The following is a 17068-nucleotide window of genomic DNA, read 5'->3' as shown; positions in this document are numbered from 1 at the left end:
CTGAGAAAAGTTACTCGGAAATCGCGGCGCGTTTCTTTTCGATCAGGCCGACCGCGATGACCGCGCCTTCGTAAAGCAGCACCATGGGCAGGACAAGCGCGATCATGGAGATCAGATCAGGCGGCGTTAGAATGGCCGCGATCACGGTGATCGCCACAATGGCGTAACGCCGCTTCTCCGTGAGAAACGCCCTGTCGATGATCCCCGCGTGACCCAGCAGGGTCAAAATCACCGGCAGTTGGAAGGCGATGCCGAAGGCGAAGATCAGCGTCATGATCAGCGACAGATATTCGCTGACCTTGGGCAAAAGCTCGATGGTCGGCTCGCCCGCCACGCCCAATTGCTGAAAGCTCACCGAGAATTTGATGAGGAACGGCATGACGGCGAAATAGACCAGCAGCGCGCCCAGGAAGAAGAACACCGGCGTCGCCACCAGATAGGGCGCGAAGGCCTGGCGCTCGTGCGAATAAAGCCCGGGCGCGACGAATTTGTAGAGCTGCAAGGCCATGATCGGAAAGGCGATGAAGCCGGCGCCGAACATGGACAGTTTCAGTTGCGTGAAGAATTGCTCGAGAAAATGCGTCGCGATCAGCTTGGCCTTTTCCGGCCCGACCACCATGACATAGGGGCCGAGCAGCACGTTGTAGATTTCGTGCGAGAACCAGAAGCAGATGACGAAGGCGGCGACAAAGGCGAGCAGAGCCTTGATCAGCCGCGCGCGCAACTCGATGAGATGCTCGATAAGCGGCGCCTTGGTGGCGTCGATGTCGGCCTGCGTCATGATTTGACTTCCGTGGGCGCGGGCGGAAGCTCGGCCGCAATGATTTTCGGATCAACAGCCGTGGGCGCAACTGGCGGCGCTTCAGCCATTGCCGGCGGCGCCTCAGCCAAGACCGGCGGCATCTCGGCCTTGGGCGGAGCGGCCTTCTCGGGATCGATCATGTCGGCGATGCGGTTCATCGTCCCCTCGATCGACGCCTTCTGCTTGATCTCGGAGAATTCGTCCTTGAGGTCGCGCATGTCGGCTTCGCGCATCGCCTCGTCGAATTGCGCGCGGAAATCCGAGGCCATGCGCCGGGCCTGGCCGAGCAGACGGCCGAGCTGACGCAAGGCGCTGGGCAAATCCTTGGGGGGAATGAAGATCAGGGCCACCACCCCAATCAGGAGCAGTTTGCCCACATCGAAGTCGAACATGAAGGCCCCTTACCTAGACCGCGACATGACAGCGCAGGTCCAGGCCTCAGCCGACCCTGTTGGGATCGTGCGTGGGCGCCGGAGCGGCGGGCTGATGGTCGATCGGCTTCGCCGGCGCGACGGTTTCGGCGGGCTTGGCCGCCGCCGAATCCTCGTCGCTCAGGCCCTTCTTGAAACTCTTGATTCCCTTGGCGACGTCGCCCATCAGCTCGGAAATCTTGCCCTTGCCGCCGAACAGGATGAGAATGATGACCGCCGCGAGCAAGAGATGGGGCAAGGAAAGACCGCCCATGAGCATTGACCTCCGAATTGGATTTTGTCTGGGAACCTAGTGCCGCTCGCACGCAAAAACAAGGCGGCGAGGCAAGATGCAAGCCAAATCTTGCAGGGGCTTCACCGTAACGCGCCCCTTTCAATGCTTGCACAAAAGTACTATACGGCGTCGTTCTTTAGCGTGAGCGCGACTCATCACCGGCGCCCGCCCCTTCCAGAAATTCAAGAGGCTCTCACTAGAATGCCCAAGACCCCCGGCTCCAAACCCGCCCGTGATGCGTCCTCCGACATTGACGCCGGCCTGGTGCGCGAAATCGCGCTGCTGCTGAGCGAGACGGACTTGAGCGAAATCGAGGTGGAGCGCGGCGATTTGCGCATTCGCGTCGCGCGTCAGGCTTTTGTGGCGCCGGCCCCGGTGGCCACAAGCTATGTCGCCGCGGCGCCGTCCGCGGTAGCCCCGGCCGCCGCCCCCGCGGGCGCGCCGGCCGCCCCCGAGCACGATCTCGCCGATGTGCTGAAATCGCCGATGGTCGGCACCGTCTACCTGCGTCCCAGCCCGGAATCGAAACCCTTCATCGAGATCGGCGCCCATGTCACCGCCGGCCAGAAGGTTTTGCTGGTCGAGGCGATGAAGACCTTCAACGACATCGTCGCCCACAAGACCGGCACCGTGACCGCCATTCTGGTCGATGACGCCAGCCCCGTGGAATATGACCAGCCGCTGATGGTGATCGCCTAAATGTTCGAAAAGATCCTGATCGCCAATCGCGGCGAAATCGCGCTCCGCATCCTGCGGGCGGCGAAGGAGCTTGGCATCGCGACCGTCGCCGTGCACTCGACGGCCGATGCGGAAGCCATGCACGTCAAGCTGGCGGATGAATCCGTCTGCATCGGCCCGCCGGCCGCGCGCGATTCCTATCTCAACATTCCCGGCCTGCTCGCCGCCTGCGAGATCACCGGCGCCGACGCCGTCCATCCCGGCTATGGCTTTCTCTCGGAAAACGCCAAATTCGCCGAGATTTGCGCCGATCACGGCATCGGCTTCATCGGTCCCAAGGCCGAGCATATCCGCATCATGGGCGACAAGATCGAGGCCAAGCGCACCGCGCGCGCCCTCGGCATCCCCTGCGTGCCCGGCTCGGAAGGCGGCATCACCGACGATGACGAGGCCATGCGGGTCGCCGAGGAGATCGGTTTCCCGGTTCTGGTCAAGGCCGCCGCCGGCGGCGGCGGACGCGGCATGAAGGTGGCGCGCACCGCGCTCGACCTGTCGGAAGCCCTCGCCACCGCGCGCACCGAGGCCAAGGCGGCCTTCGGCGACGACGCCGTCTATCTGGAAAAATATCTGGAAAAACCGCGCCATATCGAGATTCAGATCCTCGGCGACGGGCTCGGCAACGCCGTCCATGTCGGCGAGCGCGACTGCTCGCTGCAACGGCGCCACCAAAAGGTGCTGGAGGAGACGCCCTCGCCGGCGCTCAACCAGGACCAGCGGCAAAAAATCGGCGAAATCTGCGCCGAAGCCATGCGCAAGCTGAAATATTCCGGCGCCGGCACGATCGAATTTTTGTACGAGAACGGCGAGTTCTATTTCATCGAGATGAACACCCGCATCCAGGTGGAGCATCCGATCACCGAAATGATCTCGGGCCTCGACCTGATCGTCGAGCAGATCAAGATCGCCAGCGGCGCCCCCCTCGCCTACCGGCAAGAGGACATCGATCTGCGCGGCCACGCCATCGAGTGCCGGGTGAACGCCGAACATCCCGCCACCTTCCGGCCCTCGCCGGGCAAAATCCTCTATTATCATCCCCCGGGCGGCGTCGGCGTGCGCGTGGATTCCGCGGCCTACCAGGGCTATGTGATTCCGCCGAACTACGATTCCATGGTCGGCAAGCTGATCGTGCAGGGCCGCACCCGCAACGAGGCGCTGATGCGCCTGCGCCGGGCGCTCGACGAATTCATCGTCGATGGCGTCGACACCACTCTGCCGCTGTTCCGCGCCCTGGTGCGCAATTCGGAAATCCAGGACGGCGCCTACGACATCCACTGGCTGGAGAAGTTCTTGGCGGCCGGCGGCATGGATCACGTCGAGTAATCCATGCGACTCGCGGTCGGTCTCGGCCTTGTCCTCCTCGGTTTGGGCGGGTGGTGGTTTTTTCGCGCGCCCGCCGCGCCCCCGCCCGAGCTGATCGCCGGCCTCGCCGACGAGGGGTTTTCCGGCGCCCCCTGCCCCGCGCGCACGATCCTCGAACAGGACGCCCGCAAAAAACGCGGACCGCAGGCGCCAACCGCCTTCGCCCAGCGCCTGCGCGCGCGTTTCGCCCTGGGCTCGCCGGGCGAGGCGCTGAAGAAAACCCTTTTCGATCAGGGATTCGCGCCGATCTCCCCTTGCGCCAACGACGAAGGCGTGTTCGGCGCGCGCTGGCGGGGGAAAAACTGGGGCGATCCCGACGCCTATGTCTATTGGCGCGTCGACCCCGAGGAAAAGCTGGTCTTCGTCGACGGTCACGTCAGCCGCACCCCTTGACGCTACGCGATGCAAACTAACGCTTAGCAACCGTCACGCAACCCGCGTGACCCCTGCGATTAACGTGGCTTGACGCCCTTAACCTGTCTTTCACGTCAGGTTTGTCCTAGCTCTGGCGCTCTTGGCGAAAAGCTGTGCTCCGATTGGCGCATGTGCGAGCCGTTTCATCCTCGGGGGAGGAAAAGCATGTTTGAGCACCTGGAGCGGGCTCTGGTTGAGCTGTACTACGCCATCGCCGAATTCGAGCGGGACGAAGAGAACGGCGTGCTGACGCCGATGGAGAGCGAGGCCGCGCGGGCGCGGCTGATCGTGGTGCGCTCCAATCTCGAGCGCCTGATCGCGGAAGACCTAGAAAGAAAAGCCGAACGACCCAATCGGATGAGCGCGTGACCCCTAGAGGCCGCCGGTCCTCCCCCCCGGCGGCCTCTTTTCCCGCCGCGGGCGCCGACCGAACGTTTTTTCAGCGCGCGTCAAGGTCGGCTTGCACCGCGCGCCATTCTCCCCTCAGCTTGGTCACAATCTCCGGCGCCAGGGCGTAGCGGTCGAAAGCCGCGGGCACATCCGCGGCGACGCCGGGAAATTTGTCGCTCAGCTTTTGCGCGGCCTGACGCACGGCCTCCCGATCGCCGGCGCGATGCGCGGCGATGGCGCGCAGGATCAGGCCGATCGCGCCGTTTTCCATTGAGACCGCCCGGGCGAGCGAGCGGAACCGCGTCTCGTCGTCGCGCATGAACGCGGCGAGGCAGGTGAAGGCGTTGAGAAAACTCGGCGCGGCGCGGTCGAGGGCGCTCAGCGGCGCCAGCAAGGTCTCGCCCTTGGCATAGTCGCCCCGTGAAATATAACTCGCGCCGATCTGCGCGGCAAAAAGCGTGGCATTGGGATTGAGCTCCAGCGTCCTGCGCGCGGCGACGAACGCCTCCTCGAACCGCTTGTCGTAGAAGCGCGTCAGGAACAGCGCATAGGCGGAGCGCGCCCGCTGCGGATCGCGATCGAAGGATTCGCGGGCGAGCCGCGTGGCCCGCGCCAGGTCGGCGGGCCCGAGAGCGCCGGGCGCGGCGTCGAGATAGCGCCGCACCAGCAGGGCCGAGAGCAAGGCCTGCGCATAGGCGCTGTCGGGCTCGGCGGCGATGTCGGCCTCGAGACAGTCGAAGGCGCGCCGCACATCCTCAGGGACGCGGTGGGTGATCGCGTCCAGGCTCGCGAGAATGCACAGATGGCCGGTCGGCCGCGCCGGCCAGGGCTGGGCGCGCCGCATCATGTCCATGTTCAGGGCGCCGTGCGTGTCGGCGACCGCGCGCGCCGCCGAAGCGGCGATCGCGATCATACCCTCCTCGTCCGCTGGCGCCGCGTAATCGCCGCTCCAGACGACGGCGCCGCTCGCCTTGTGCAACAGGTCGATGGACAGGCGCGGCGCGCGGGCGGAGGCCGGCGCGTTGACGACGAGTTCATAGGCGCCGGGCGTGTCGCGACGGCTCTCGGCCGCCGAGCGGGTGACGATCAGGTTGTCGAAGGCGCCGAGCGCGCGCGAAAGCCCGTCACTCAAGCGCGCGAGGACGGTTGAGTCGCCCGGGCCGGAGGCGATCCGCAGCGAGACGGTGGGGCGCCCGCGGGTCCAGTCGCCCGGAGGGCACGGGCGGTTGGCGAGCCATAACGCCAGCCCCGCGAACAGCGCGGCGGCGATCAAGGCGGCGACGGTCAACCGCGACACTCGGGGCGGTGGCGGCGGCTCAATCGCCTTGGCCGCATCCGGGAGCGGCGCGAGCGCCTGTCGGGACGCCGCCGGCGCGTCTTCCAGCGATTCAGGCGGGTCCTGAAGGGCCGCAGGCGCGTCTTGAAGCGCCGCAGGCGCGTCTTGAGGCGCCGCGTCGCTCTTGCTGATCACGAGCCGGTAAGCCCCCACCGGCATTTCGATGCGGATGGGATCGCCGGCGCCGGGACCGGCATAATAGGCGTCCAGCAATTGCCGCAGCCGCGCGGCCTGCACGCGCACGATGGAATTGTTCTGCGCGTCAAAAGTCTCGTCGCGTCCGAAAACCGCGACGGCGATGGTGAACGCCTTCAGCCGCGCCCCCCGGCCCTCCAGCGTCTCCGCCACCACAAAGGCGAGGAAACGCGAAACGCTCGGGTTCCGCTCAAATTCCGGGTCGCGCAAGATGTTGGCGAGTTCGGTCTCGACCTCGCCGCGCGTCCAATCGTCCGCAGAATGCTCCATCAAAAAAAACCGACAGCCGGATGGCGACCGCGCCGCTCCGAAAGGTTCAACAATGCCCCCGATTGAGCACGGCGCCTTATTCTCGATCAAGTCGCCTCGTCATGCAAAGGCTAAAGCCGCGTTTATCCTGCGGAAAAAACGGAACTTCCTTAGGGGCATCCTTGGCGCCCACGCCGGCGGTCTTGTCGAAACGCGTTCCGGCGCCCACAATCACGCAATGTCGTCTTCCGCTTCGATCACGCCCGAAATCCTGCTGCACGCCTATGCCGCCGGCCTGTTTCCCATGGCCGAGGACGCCGACGACGAGGATTTGCGCTGGTACGACCCGTCGCGCCGCGGCGTGTTTCCGCTCGACGGTTTTCGAATATCGAAAAGCCTGGCCAAGACGATCCGCGCCGGGGGTTTTGAAATACGAATCGACACTGATTTTTTCGGCGTGCTCGCCGGCTGCGCCGAAAGCGCCCCGGGCCGGGAAAAGACCTGGATCAACCGCCGCATCGCCGAGCTTTACGGCGCGCTGTTCGCCCATGGGTTCGTCCACACCGTCGAGGCTTGGCGCGGCGACGACCTCGTCGGTGGGCTTTATGGCGTGGCGCTCGGCGGCGCGTTTTTTGGCGAAAGCATGTTCCACCGGGCGACCGACGCGTCAAAAATCTGCCTGACCTATCTGGTGGCGCGGCTCAATCGCGGCGGTTTCACTTTGCTCGACACCCAATATATCACGCCGCATCTCGCCAGCCTCGGCGCCGTGGAGATTTCGCGCGCCGCCTATCACCGGCGTCTGCGCGCGGCGCTGCCGCTGCAAGGCGATTTTCGCGCGCTGCCGCTCGATGCGCCCGCCGAAACCGTGCTGACGCTGGCGCGCGGTCCCGCCTGACCTCAATCCGCGTCTTCGCGCAATTGCGGGGCGAGCGGCGCGTGGTTAAGCATGGCGACCAGCGCCACCCCGCCCAGGGTGTTGCCCAAAATGGTCGGAACGAAGAAGCCGAAGGCGTAATCGCCAAGCGACGCCCGCCCGGTGAAGACCGCGTAAAATCCCTCCACCGAACCGGCGATGATGTGGGAGAAGCGGCCGAGCGCGACCACATAGGTCAAGAGCACGATGACGAACAGGCGCGCCGATTTGGCGCCCGGCAGCAGCCAGACCATCAGCGCGATCAGCCAGCCCGCCAGGATCGCCTTGATCAGGGTGGGACCGAAGGGCTCATGGACGCTCGCCGCCGCGATTTCGCCCAAAGCCTGGGTTTGCGCGGATGAAAACAGCTCGGGAAAGGTCAGCAGCGCGGCGAAGGCGACGGTCCCCAAAACATTCGTGGTGAGGACCACCGCCCAGAACCGCAGCAAGGCCAGAAGCGTGGCGGGATCGCGCCGCACCAGCAGCGGCAGCACGGCGCTGAGCGTGCTTTCGGTAAAGAGCTGCTGGCGGCCGAGCACGACGATGACAAAACCAATGCAATAGCCGAGGCTGTCGACCAGCGGCCGCCAGGGCGCTTCGGGCAGCGCGCTCTGGATCAGGGCGAGGCCGAGAAACGAAAAGCCCATGGACAGGCCGGCGGCGAGCCCCGACCAGCCGGTGGCGGCGGCGCCGCGCGCCAAAGCGGCCTCGCCCTCGTCGCGGATGATTTCGTGAATGACCAAAGCCGGCGGCGTGGCGTGCCGCTCGGCCTGGCTCTTTTCGGCCTCGTCGAGCTTGGCGCCCTTGGCGAAGGGGTCGCGCGAGGAATCGTCTTTCGGGGTCACGGCCTGCACAACCGGCCGCGCCCCAGTTTGTTCCGGACGGCGCGTCGCTCAGGCGGCGCGCACCGTGGTGAGGAACTCGCCCATCACCTTGCGCAGCGCCTCGGCCTGCCGCGCCAGATCGAGCACGGAGGTCTGCACCTGGCTGGCGGCGCTCGCGGAATCCTGCGCCGCCGCATTGATCCCATGCAGGTCCTGCGACACCTGCTGCGTCCCGTTCGAGGCCACCACCACGCTCTGCGCGATCTCGTGGGTCGCCTCGCCCTGCTGCTCGACCGCAAGGGCGATGGCGCCGGCGATGGTCTTGAGACGCTCGATCACATTGGCGATGTTGACGATCGCGGTGGCGGACCCTTCGGTGGAGCGCTGGATGTCGGAGATCTGCGCGCCGATTTCGGAGGTCGCGCGCCCGGTCTGCGAGGCGAGATCCTTGACCTCATTGGCGACCACGGCGAAGCCGCGCCCGGTTTCGCCGGCGCGCGCCGCCTCGATGGTCGCATTGAGCGCCAGCAGATTGGTCTGGCCGGCGATCGAATTGATGAGATCGACGATCTGGCCAATGGTCTGCGCCGAATCCGTCAATTCCTTGACCTTGCCGGAGGTCGCCTCGGCTTCATTCGCCGCATTGATGCTGATCGCGGCGGATTCGTCGACCTGCTGCTTGATCTCGCCAATGGCGGCGGTGAGCTGCTCGGCGGCGGCGGCGACGGTGCGCACGTTCTGCGACGCCTCCTCGGCGGCGGAAGCCGCGGATTGCGCCTGGTTCACCACGCGTCCGGTCGCCTGCGCCATGGTCGAGGAGGCCGCCTGCAACTGGTCGGAGGCGGCGACCACGCCCTGGACGAGATCGCTCATGGCGCGCTCGAAATCATCGGCGAGCTTGAACATGGCCTGCTGGCGCTCGCGCTCCTGGCGCAGGCGGTCGGACGCGGCGGCGTCCGCCTTGCGGCGGGCCTCCTCCTCGGCGACGACCCGGATCTGCTCCACGGCGCGCGAAATATCGCCGATCTCGTCCTTGCGCTGCGCCCCGGCGATTTCCGTCAGGGTTTCGCCGCGGGCGAGGGCGCGCAGGGCTTCGGCCAGCTTGGCGATCGGCGAGGAAATGCCGCCGGCGAAAAAGGTCATGACGGCCAGCGCCAGCACGCCGACGACCAGCGAGGCGACGACCTGCGCGGTGACATCGCTCCTGCCGCGCGCGGCGAGCGCGTCCGAGAGCTTTTGCGCATCGGCCATGACCACGGCGCGCGGTTCGGTGATGATCACCGACCAGGCGCCGTCGGTGCGTCCCAGCGGAATCGGCGAGAACACTTTGAGGACGTCGCGGCTCTTGTCGACGGACACGCCGGCCCGGCCCTCGCGGATGGTCCCGGCGTCCTGCTTGGCCGTCGGGTCCACCGCATCGAAGGGGCCGCCGATCGCCTGCGGCTTGCCGCTGGCGGCGACCACCAGCCCTGAATTGGTGACGATGGAGACGCTGCCCTTGCCGCCATAGATCGAGGAATTGACCTTTTCGGCGAGCGTCTGAATGAAGTCGAGGTTGAAATCGGCGCCCGCGACGCCGGCGAACTTGCCATCCACCATGATCGGAACGGACATTGTGGCGAGATGCACCGCCTTGCCCTGGACGATATAGGGCAAGGGCGCCAGGATGTTCTCCTTGCCGGTTTCCTGCGGTCCCAGGAACCAGCCGCCCTTGACGACGCCGTTGGGATGGAGTTCGCGGCTGTTATATTCGACCAGGGGCTGCAAGGCGATCTTGCCCGCGGCGTCGCGCGTCCAGTACGGCAGGGCGCGGCCGGTGTCGTCCGATCCCAGATCCTTGCGGTCGACATATCTTTCGTCCAGGCCGTCGAGCGCATGCGGCAGCCAGGCGCTGTAGGTTCCGTTGAAGCGCGGATTGTCCTTCAGGTTCTGCAGCAGAATGTCATTGAGCTGGGCGCGGCGCGCCTCGATCCGCGTGCCGAATTTTTCCGGGGGGCGGGCGATCATTTCCAGCGTCCGGGCCATGACGCGGGCGACGTCGAAGGCGGATTCGACCTCGGTCTGGATCACGCCGGCCTGGGTGGCGGCGAGGCGCGAGAGCGATTCCTTGCTCAGGCGGTCGAGCAGTTCATCGACGCTCTCGGCGACATAGGCGGAGGACTGGCTTGTCGAATAGATGCTGAAGCTGAGAATGGCGCCGGTGACCAGCACCACGCACAGAGCAGAGAGCGCGACAATGCGCACCCTGATGGAATGGATATTCATGGACAAGCCTCCGCTGCGGAGCGCCAAGCGTTGGGCGCGCCGGAGGTGAGCCTAGCGGTCCTGGGTTGCGCGGGGCTGGCTGTGCGGCCTCCGGACGCGTCGAGCGAAGCGTCGGGACGGGGCCATTCGACAGATGTTTATTATTTTAAAACAATAAATTAGCCCTCACCCTGAGGAGCCCGCCTTGGCGGGCGTCTCGAAGGGCGGGGGCGGCCAACGCGCTGATCGGCCTGCTAGAAGAGGTCGCGCAGATTGGGGAAGCCGCCGCGCGGTTCCGGCGCGCGCTGAGGTTGCGGCGGCGGCGCGGCCGTCGGCTGAGACTGCGGCGATTGCGGCGCAGGCGGCTTGGGCTTCGGCTTCTTTTTCGGCTTGGGCGGGGCCGCGGCGGGATCCGCCGGGTTCGCTGCAGGAGCAGCCGGCGCGGCGCCGGCGCCCGGAGGCGCGCCGACCTCGACGGGCGGCGGCAGCGGCGCGGGTCCAGCGGGCGGCGCGGCGATGTCGACAGGCTCGGCCGGCGGGGCCGGCTCGGCCGAAGACGCCGGCGCCTCGACCTTGGGCTCCTCGGGCTCCTGCGGTTTGAGAATGCGCGGCTTCTTGCCGGGCGTGGGCGCGGGTTGGGCGTTGGGCGGGGTCGCGGCGGGCGTTCCCGGCGCGGGCGACGCCACCACTTCCTTGCCGCCCTTGCAGTCCTTCAGCCAGACGTCATAGACGGGATGCTCGACGCCATGCAGGCCGGGGCTCGCGGCGAACATCCAGCCGGAGAAGATGCGCTTGGCGCTTTTGGCGCTCTCGACGTCGTCGACCTCGACAAAACCCTCGGTGAGCGGATTTTCCGTCTGCGGCCGGGTCAGGCAGACGCGCGGCGTGATCTGCAGCGTGCCGAACTGCACGGTCTCGTCGATGGCGACATCGAAGGAGATGATGCGGCCGGTGATCTTGTCCAGACCGGCGAACACGGCGTTGGGATTGCGGATCTGGTCGGCGCGCGCGGCCTGGCCGGCCAGCAGGCCCGCCGCGAGGCAGAGCGCGAGATAAGACTGTCGCATGGCTCAGGCGTCGGGCGACCAGGCCTGGTAATCGCCGCCCGCGGCCGGACGGACGCCGGAGCGCAGCGTCGAGCCTTGCGGGCGCCAGGCGTTGGGCGTGCCGGTCTGATTGGGAACATAGGGCTTTTCCCATTCGCGCGGCGTGTAGGCGGCGGCGGTGGGAATTTCATCGGTCTGGTAATGCAGCCAGCCGTACCAGCCGGGCGGGGTCTTGGAGCCCTCGGCGACGCCCTTATAGATCACCCAGCGGCGGTTGAAGCCGAGCGCGGGATCGATCTTGCCCTTCTTCCAGCGATAATAGACATTGCCGAACTCATCCTCGCCGACGCGCTCGCCGCGCAACGCCGTATGGATACGGGTCGCCAGGGTCTGCTCGTTCCACCAAGTGAAGAGCTGCACAAGCCATTTCATCGCGCGAATCCAGATTTTTGGGCCGGGTGACTTTTTCCGGGCGGACTATGGCGGCGCCGGCTGACGATGTCCAGTCGTTCATTGGGGCCATAGGGCGGCAAAGCGTTGACGAAAGCCCAAGCCTGGGTTTAACGCGAGCGCGTCCCCTCTTCCCGCTCGTGGGGAGACGGAGCGGGCGCGAGCATGCCGCGCCCGGAAACATGGGGAGGTCCCGCATGACCGCCGCCCTTGCCGGCATTTTCCTCTGCCAATTGCTCGGCGAACTGGTCTGCCGCCTGTTCGCTTTGCCCCTGCCCGGCCCCGTGGTCGGCATGGGCCTGCTGTTCGCCTATCTGCTCGCGCGCGGCGGCCAGGGCCAAAAGGCCGTGCCCAAAGAGCTGGGCGCCATCGCCGACCGGTTGCTCGGGCATCTGTCCCTGCTGTTCGTGCCGGCGACGGTCGGCATGATGCGCTATTTCGACATTCTCTCCGCCAACGCCCTGCTGCTCACCGTGACGCTGCTGGTCTCGACAGCGCTGACGCTGGCCGCGACCGCCCTCACCTTCCGCCTGCTGACGAAAAAGCCAAAGCCATGATCGACCACCTGCTGCCCCATGGCGCGGAAGCCTGGGTCTATCTCGCCCATACGCCGCTGCTGTGGCTGACCCTCACCCTGGTCGCCTATGTCATCGCCGACCGCATTTCCATGGCCTGCGGCCGCCATCCCGCCGTCAATCTGGTGGTGATCGCCGCCGCCATGATCATTCTGGCGCTTTATCTGACGGGCACCAGCTACGAGACCTATTTCGAGGGCGCCCAGTTCATCCATTTCCTGCTCGGCCCCGCCACGGTCGCGCTCGCCATTCCGCTCTATCGCCATTGGGAGCAGGTGCGGGCTTCGGCCCTGCCGATCGTGGCCTCGCTGACGGTGGGCGCGCTGGTCGGCATTTTCTCCGCCGCGTTTTTGGCGCGTGCGCTAAAGGGCTCGGACCTGATCGTCGCCTCGCTCGCGCCGAAATCGGTGACCTCGCCGATCGCCATGGGCCTGTCGGAACAGCTGGGCGGCGCGCCCTTTCTCACCACGGCGCTGGTGATCGTCACCGGCGTCGCCGGCGCGATGATGCTGACGCCGCTGATGCGGCTGATGCGAATCAAGGATTCGGCGGCGATCGGCATGGCGGCGGGGGTGGCCTCGCACGGAATCGGGACGGCGCGCGCCTTCCACATCGATTCGGTCGCGGGCGCTTTTGGCGGAATCGGCATGGGCCTGAACGGCGCCTTCACCAGCGTCATCCTGCCGATCCTGCGGCCTTTGCTGGGACTTTAGCTTGTGTCCGGCGGCGCTAGACGACTATGGCGGAAAAGGCAAAGAAATTCTTAACGACCCTTCAAATTCATCCCCACAATCCTCAAATTGTGGTGGCGGTTGATAACTCACCCACAATATCTTGACGACGCCGGGGCGCAGTCTTAGCATCGCCTCATTCCTTCGAGAGGCGGTTTTTGCGGCCCTGGCCGCGAATTTGGCATGCGCCCCCCTCGCCGAATGGAGCGTTCAAATCGGTTGCGTATCGTCCGCGTCGTCGGGTTTTCCCGACGCGAACGCGGTCGTGCGCCCGGCGTTATCGACAGGCACAGGCGGGGACGGACAGAAAAATGCGGATCGAGCGGCACTACACCAATGCAGGCCAGTCTCCCTATCAATCGATCGAATTTCGCGAAACCAAGAGCGAGATCCGCAATCCCGACGGCAGCACGGTGTTCTCGCAGACCGGCATCGAGACCCCGGCCGCCTGGAGCCAGGTCGCCTGCGACGTGCTCGCGCAAAAATATTTCCGCAAGGCCGGCGTCCCCGCGCGCCTGAAGAAAGTCGAAGAGCCCACCATCCCGTCCTTCCTGTGGCGCTCGGTCCCCGACGAAGCCGCGCTCGCCGAACTCCCGGAAAAGGAGCGGTTCGGCGGCGAAACCTCGGCCAAGCAGGTTTTTGATCGCCTCGCCGGCGCCTGGGCCTATTGGGGCTATAAAGGCGGCTATTTCGACTCCGAAGACGACGCCCAAGCCTTCTTCGACGAAATGCGCTACATGCTGGCCCGCCAGATCGCCGCGCCCAACTCCCCGCAATGGTTCAACACCGGCCTGCACTGGGCCTATGGCGTCGACGGCCCCGGCCAGGGCCATTTCTATGTCGACCACGAGACGGGAGTCCTGACCGCCTCGAACTCGGCCTATGAGCACCCGCAGCCCCACGCCTGCTTCATCCAGTCGGTGCGCGACGACCTCGTCAACGAGGGCGGCATCATGGACCTGTGGGTCCGCGAGGCGCGCCTCTTTAAATATGGCTCCGGCACCGGCGCCAATTTCTCCAGCCTGCGCGCCGAAAACGAGCGCCTGTCCGGCGGCGGCAAATCCTCCGGCCTGATGTCCTTCCTCAAAATCGGCGACCGCGCCGCCGGCGCCATCAAGTCCGGCGGCACCACCCGCCGCGCCGCGAAAATGGTGGTGGTCGACGCCGACCACCCCGACATCGAAGCTTTTATTGACTGGAAGGTCCGCGAAGAGGAAAAGGTCGCGGCCCTGGTCGCAGGCTCCAAAACCCTGCGCAAGCACATGAAGGCCGTGTTCAAGGCCGCGGTGAACTGCGAAGGCCCCGGCGACGATTGCTTTAATCCCGACAAGAACCCCGCGCTCAAGCGCGAAATCAAGCTCGCCCGCCGCGCCAACTGCCCGGACTCCTTCATCAAGCGCGTCCTGCAATACGCCAAGCAGGGTTTCACCTCGTTCGACATTGACGAATACAACACCGACTGGGATTCCGAGGCCTATCTCACCGTCTCCGGCCAAAACTCCAACAACAGCGTCCGCATCACCGACTCGTTCCTGCGCGCGGTCGAGCAGGATGGCGACTGGAACCTGATCCGCCGCACCGACGGCAAGCCCGCCAAAACTCTTAAAGCCGCGGACCTCTGGGACAAGATCGGTTACGCCGCCTGGGCCTCCGCCGACCCCGGCCTGCAATTCCACACCACCATCAACGACTGGCACACCTGCCCGGCCGGCGGCGAAATCCGCGCGTCAAATCCGTGCTCCGAGTACATGTTCCTCGACGACACGGCCTGCAATCTCGCCTCGCTGAACCTGCTGCAATTCCGCGACCCCGACACCAAGAAATTCGACGTCGCCGCCTATGAGCACGCCGTCCGCCTGTGGACCGTCGTGCTGGAAATCTCGGTGCTGATGGCGCAATTCCCGTCGCGCGAAATCGCCCAGCTCTCCTACGACTACCGCACGCTCGGCCTCGGCTTCGCCAATATCGGCGGCTTGCTGATGTCGTCCGGCCTCGCCTATGATTCCGACGCCGGCCGCAGCCTGTGCGGCGCGCTCTCGGCGATCATGACCGGCGTCTGCTACGCGACCTCCGCGGAAATGGCGCAACAGCTCGGCGCCTTCGCCCGCTATGCCGGCAATTCCAGCGCCATGCTGCGCGTCATCCGCAACCACCGCCGCGCGGCTTACGGCGAGACCATCGGCTACGAGGATTTGGCCGTAAATCCGGTCCCGCTCGACGCCGCCTCCTGCCCCGAGCAAAACCTGATCGAGCACGCCAAGCGCGCCTGGGACCGCGCCCTGACGCTCGGCGAAAAGCACGGCTTTAGGAACGCGCAAGTCTCGGTCGTCGCCCCCACCGGCACGATCGGCCTGGTCATGGATTGCGACACCACCGGCATCGAGCCCGACTTCGCCCTGGTCAAATTCAAAAAGCTCGCCGGCGGCGGCTACTTTAAAATCATCAACCGCGCCGTGCCCGAAGGCCTGCGCGCCCTCGGCTACAGCGAAGCCCAGATCGCCGAAATCGAAGTGTTCGCGGTCGGCCACGGCAACCTCAACCAGGCCGCCGGCATCAACCCGACGACGCTGAAAGCCAAGGGGTTTGGCGACGCCCAGCTCGCCGCGCTGGACCAGGCGCTGGTCGGCGCCTTCGACATCAAATTCGCCTTCAACAAATTCGTGCTCGGCGCGGAATTTTTAGCCAACACGCTCAAAGTGCCGTTCGAAAAACTGGACGACCCCAGCTTCGAACTTTTGCCCTTCCTCGGCTTCACCAAGGCCGAGATCGAAGCCGCCAACATTCACGTCTGCGGCGCGATGACGGTCGAGGGCGCCCCGCATCTCAAGCCCGAACATTATGCGGTGTTCGACTGCGCCAACCCGTGCGGCCGCACCGGAAAGCGCTATCTGTCGGTCGAAAGCCACATCCGCATGATGGCGGCCTCGCAGCCCTTCATTTCCGGCGCGATCTCCAAAACCATCAACATGCCCAATGACGCCAGCGTCGAGGACTGCAAGAACGCCTATCTGCTCTCCTGGCGCCTGGCGCTCAAGGCCAATGCGCTCTACCGCGACGGCTCAAAACTCTCGCAACCCTTGAACTCCCAGCTCATCAGCGACGAGGACGAGGATGAGGACGCCTATGACGCCTTCATCGAGCAGACCCAGCCGGCCCGCGCGACGCAGATCGCCGAAAAAATCGTCGAGCGCGTCATCGAGCGCGTCGAGCGCCGCCGCGAGCGCGAAAAGCTCCCGGACCGCCGCAAAGGCTACACGCAAAAAGCCGTGGTCGGCGGCCACAAGGTTTATTTGCGCACCGGCGAATACAGCGACGGCCGCATCGGCGAAATCTTTATCGACATGCACAAGGAAGGCGCGGCCTTCCGCAGCTTGATGAACAATTTCGCCATCGCGATTTCGGTCGGCCTGCAATATGGCGTGCCGCTCGAGGAATATGTCGACGCCTTCACCTTCACCCGCTTCGAGCCCGCCGGTTTTGTCCAGGGCAATGACGCGATCAAGAACGCGACCTCGATCCTCGACTATGTGTTCCGCGAACTGGCCATTTCCTATCTCGGCCGCAACGACCTCGCCCATGTCGACCCCTCGGACATCGGCCACACCGCCATGGGCGCCGGCGACGACCAGAGCCGCGCCCCCGCGGCGCAGCCGAACCAGACCCAGCGTTTCGTCTCGCGCGGCCTCGTCCGCGGCAAGACGGACAAGCTGATGCTGGTGCAGACGGATCGGGCGACGGAAAAGCCGGCGACGGTTGCGGCGACGACGGTGGGCGCGACCGCGCTGAAATCCGACGCTCTGGTCGAGCCGGGCGCGGCGAGTCTTTTGGACACGCTGACCTGGACGCCGCCGACCAAACTTCCCGACACCGCCCTGGACCGGAGAGCCGAAGCCCGCATGAAAGGGTATATTGGCGAAGCCTGCCCCGAATGCGCGAATTTTACCTTGGTCCGCAACGGCACCTGCATGAAATGCGACACCTGCGGCGCCACGACCGGGTGCAGCTGAGGGATTTATCCATATGTGGAATTTTGAACGTGGTTTTTCCGAAAAACCCCGCTTTTCTTCCGCAAATTTGAATCTGGTTTTTCCCGA

16 protein-coding genes are annotated in these 17068 nt (G+C 65.5%); 8 read left to right on the top strand and 8 right to left on the bottom strand.

Annotated elements, in window-relative coordinates; genetic code table 11:
- Nucleotides 1–10 precede the first annotated feature (10 nt).
- From tatC to M2320_RS02635, 3 genes are read right to left on the bottom strand one after another with little or no spacing between them, the layout of a single operon-like run.
- Complete coding sequence (gene tatC / locus M2320_RS02645) at nt 11–781, bottom strand: twin-arginine translocase subunit TatC (RefSeq protein WP_184425600.1); 771 nt, start codon at nt 779–781, stop codon at nt 11–13.
- Nucleotides 778–1194, bottom strand: coding sequence for a Sec-independent protein translocase protein TatB (gene tatB, locus M2320_RS02640; protein ID WP_264595971.1), 417 nt, complete (start codon nt 1192–1194; stop codon nt 778–780). Before tatB ends, tatC begins: the two co-directional genes overlap by 4 nt.
- 46 nt (nt 1195–1240) lie before the next feature.
- Nucleotides 1241–1486 carry a twin-arginine translocase TatA/TatE family subunit gene (locus M2320_RS02635; protein ID WP_264595970.1) on the bottom strand — a complete coding sequence of 82 codons (246 nt, stop codon included), beginning with the start codon at nt 1484–1486 and terminating at the stop codon, nt 1241–1243.
- Nucleotides 1487–1708: 222 nt separating this feature from the next.
- Here M2320_RS02635 and accB point away from each other — a divergent pair, with 222 nt between their 5' ends.
- The 4 genes from accB to M2320_RS02615 all read left to right on the top strand — a co-directional run bounded on the left by accB (nt 1709) and on the right by M2320_RS02615 (nt 4387).
- Nucleotides 1709–2206, top strand: a complete 498-nt coding sequence (accB, locus tag M2320_RS02630; protein WP_264595969.1) for an acetyl-CoA carboxylase biotin carboxyl carrier protein — start codon at nt 1709–1711, stop codon at nt 2204–2206.
- Entirely contained in the window at nt 2207–3565 is a 1359-nt protein-coding gene (gene accC, locus M2320_RS02625) for an acetyl-CoA carboxylase biotin carboxylase subunit (protein WP_184425592.1), read from the top strand.
- 3 nt (nt 3566–3568) lie between these two features.
- Nucleotides 3569–3997, top strand: coding sequence for a hypothetical protein (locus tag M2320_RS02620; RefSeq protein ID WP_264595968.1), 429 nt, complete (start codon nt 3569–3571; stop codon nt 3995–3997).
- 186 nt (nt 3998–4183) lie between these two features.
- Nucleotides 4184–4387, top strand: a complete 204-nt coding sequence (locus tag M2320_RS02615) for a hypothetical protein (protein ID WP_264595967.1) — start codon at nt 4184–4186, stop codon at nt 4385–4387.
- Nucleotides 4388–4457: 70 nt separating this feature from the next.
- Here the strand turns inward: M2320_RS02615 and M2320_RS02610 are convergent, their stop codons facing one another.
- Nucleotides 4458–6209, bottom strand: a complete 1752-nt coding sequence (locus tag M2320_RS02610; RefSeq protein ID WP_264595966.1) for a tetratricopeptide repeat protein — start codon at nt 6207–6209, stop codon at nt 4458–4460.
- Between the two features lie 217 nt (nt 6210–6426).
- Between M2320_RS02610 and aat the strand changes: the two genes are divergently transcribed.
- On the top strand, nt 6427–7086 hold the full coding sequence (gene aat, locus M2320_RS02605; protein WP_264595965.1) for a leucyl/phenylalanyl-tRNA--protein transferase: 660 nt from the start codon (nt 6427–6429) through the stop codon (nt 7084–7086).
- A 2-nt stretch (nt 7087–7088) separates the two neighbouring features.
- On the opposite strand, the gene M2320_RS02600 is transcribed toward aat, so the two are convergent.
- From M2320_RS02600 to M2320_RS02585, 4 genes are all read right to left on the bottom strand, one after another.
- Complete coding sequence (locus M2320_RS02600; protein WP_264595964.1) at nt 7089–7949, bottom strand: formate/nitrite transporter family protein; 861 nt, start codon at nt 7947–7949, stop codon at nt 7089–7091.
- A gap of 48 nt (nt 7950–7997) precedes the next feature.
- On the bottom strand, nt 7998–10193 hold the full coding sequence (locus tag M2320_RS02595) for a methyl-accepting chemotaxis protein (protein WP_264595963.1): 2196 nt from the start codon (nt 10191–10193) through the stop codon (nt 7998–8000).
- Between the two features lie 233 nt (nt 10194–10426).
- Complete coding sequence (locus M2320_RS02590; RefSeq protein ID WP_264595962.1) at nt 10427–11239, bottom strand: DUF2155 domain-containing protein; 813 nt, start codon at nt 11237–11239, stop codon at nt 10427–10429.
- A 3-nt stretch (nt 11240–11242) separates the two neighbouring features.
- Nucleotides 11243–11650 (bottom strand): NADH:ubiquinone oxidoreductase subunit NDUFA12, encoded by a 408-nt coding sequence (locus M2320_RS02585; RefSeq protein WP_184425576.1) that lies wholly within the window; start codon nt 11648–11650, stop codon nt 11243–11245.
- A gap of 215 nt (nt 11651–11865) precedes the next feature.
- Between M2320_RS02585 and M2320_RS02580 the strand changes: the two genes are divergently transcribed.
- The 3 genes from M2320_RS02580 (at nt 11866) to M2320_RS02570 (ending at nt 16981) form a co-directional block, all read left to right on the top strand.
- Nucleotides 11866–12225: a CidA/LrgA family protein gene (locus M2320_RS02580; RefSeq protein WP_184425575.1), complete on the top strand. Its 360-nt coding sequence runs from the start codon at nt 11866–11868 to the stop codon at nt 12223–12225.
- Nucleotides 12222–12956, top strand: a complete 735-nt coding sequence (locus tag M2320_RS02575; RefSeq protein WP_264595961.1) for an LrgB family protein — start codon at nt 12222–12224, stop codon at nt 12954–12956. The genes M2320_RS02580 and M2320_RS02575 overlap by 4 nt, the downstream gene beginning before the upstream one ends.
- Before the next feature lie 329 nt (nt 12957–13285).
- Nucleotides 13286–16981 (top strand): vitamin B12-dependent ribonucleotide reductase, encoded by a 3696-nt coding sequence (locus M2320_RS02570; protein WP_264595960.1) that lies wholly within the window; start codon nt 13286–13288, stop codon nt 16979–16981.
- The last annotated feature ends 87 nt before the right edge of the window (nt 16982–17068 follow it).

Origin of the sequence: Rhodoblastus acidophilus (assembly GCF_025961575.1) — a bacterium.
Classification (GTDB): Bacteria; Pseudomonadota; Alphaproteobacteria; order Rhizobiales; family Beijerinckiaceae; genus Rhodoblastus; species Rhodoblastus acidophilus_C.
This window is presented reverse-complemented; position numbering and strand designations above follow the sequence as displayed.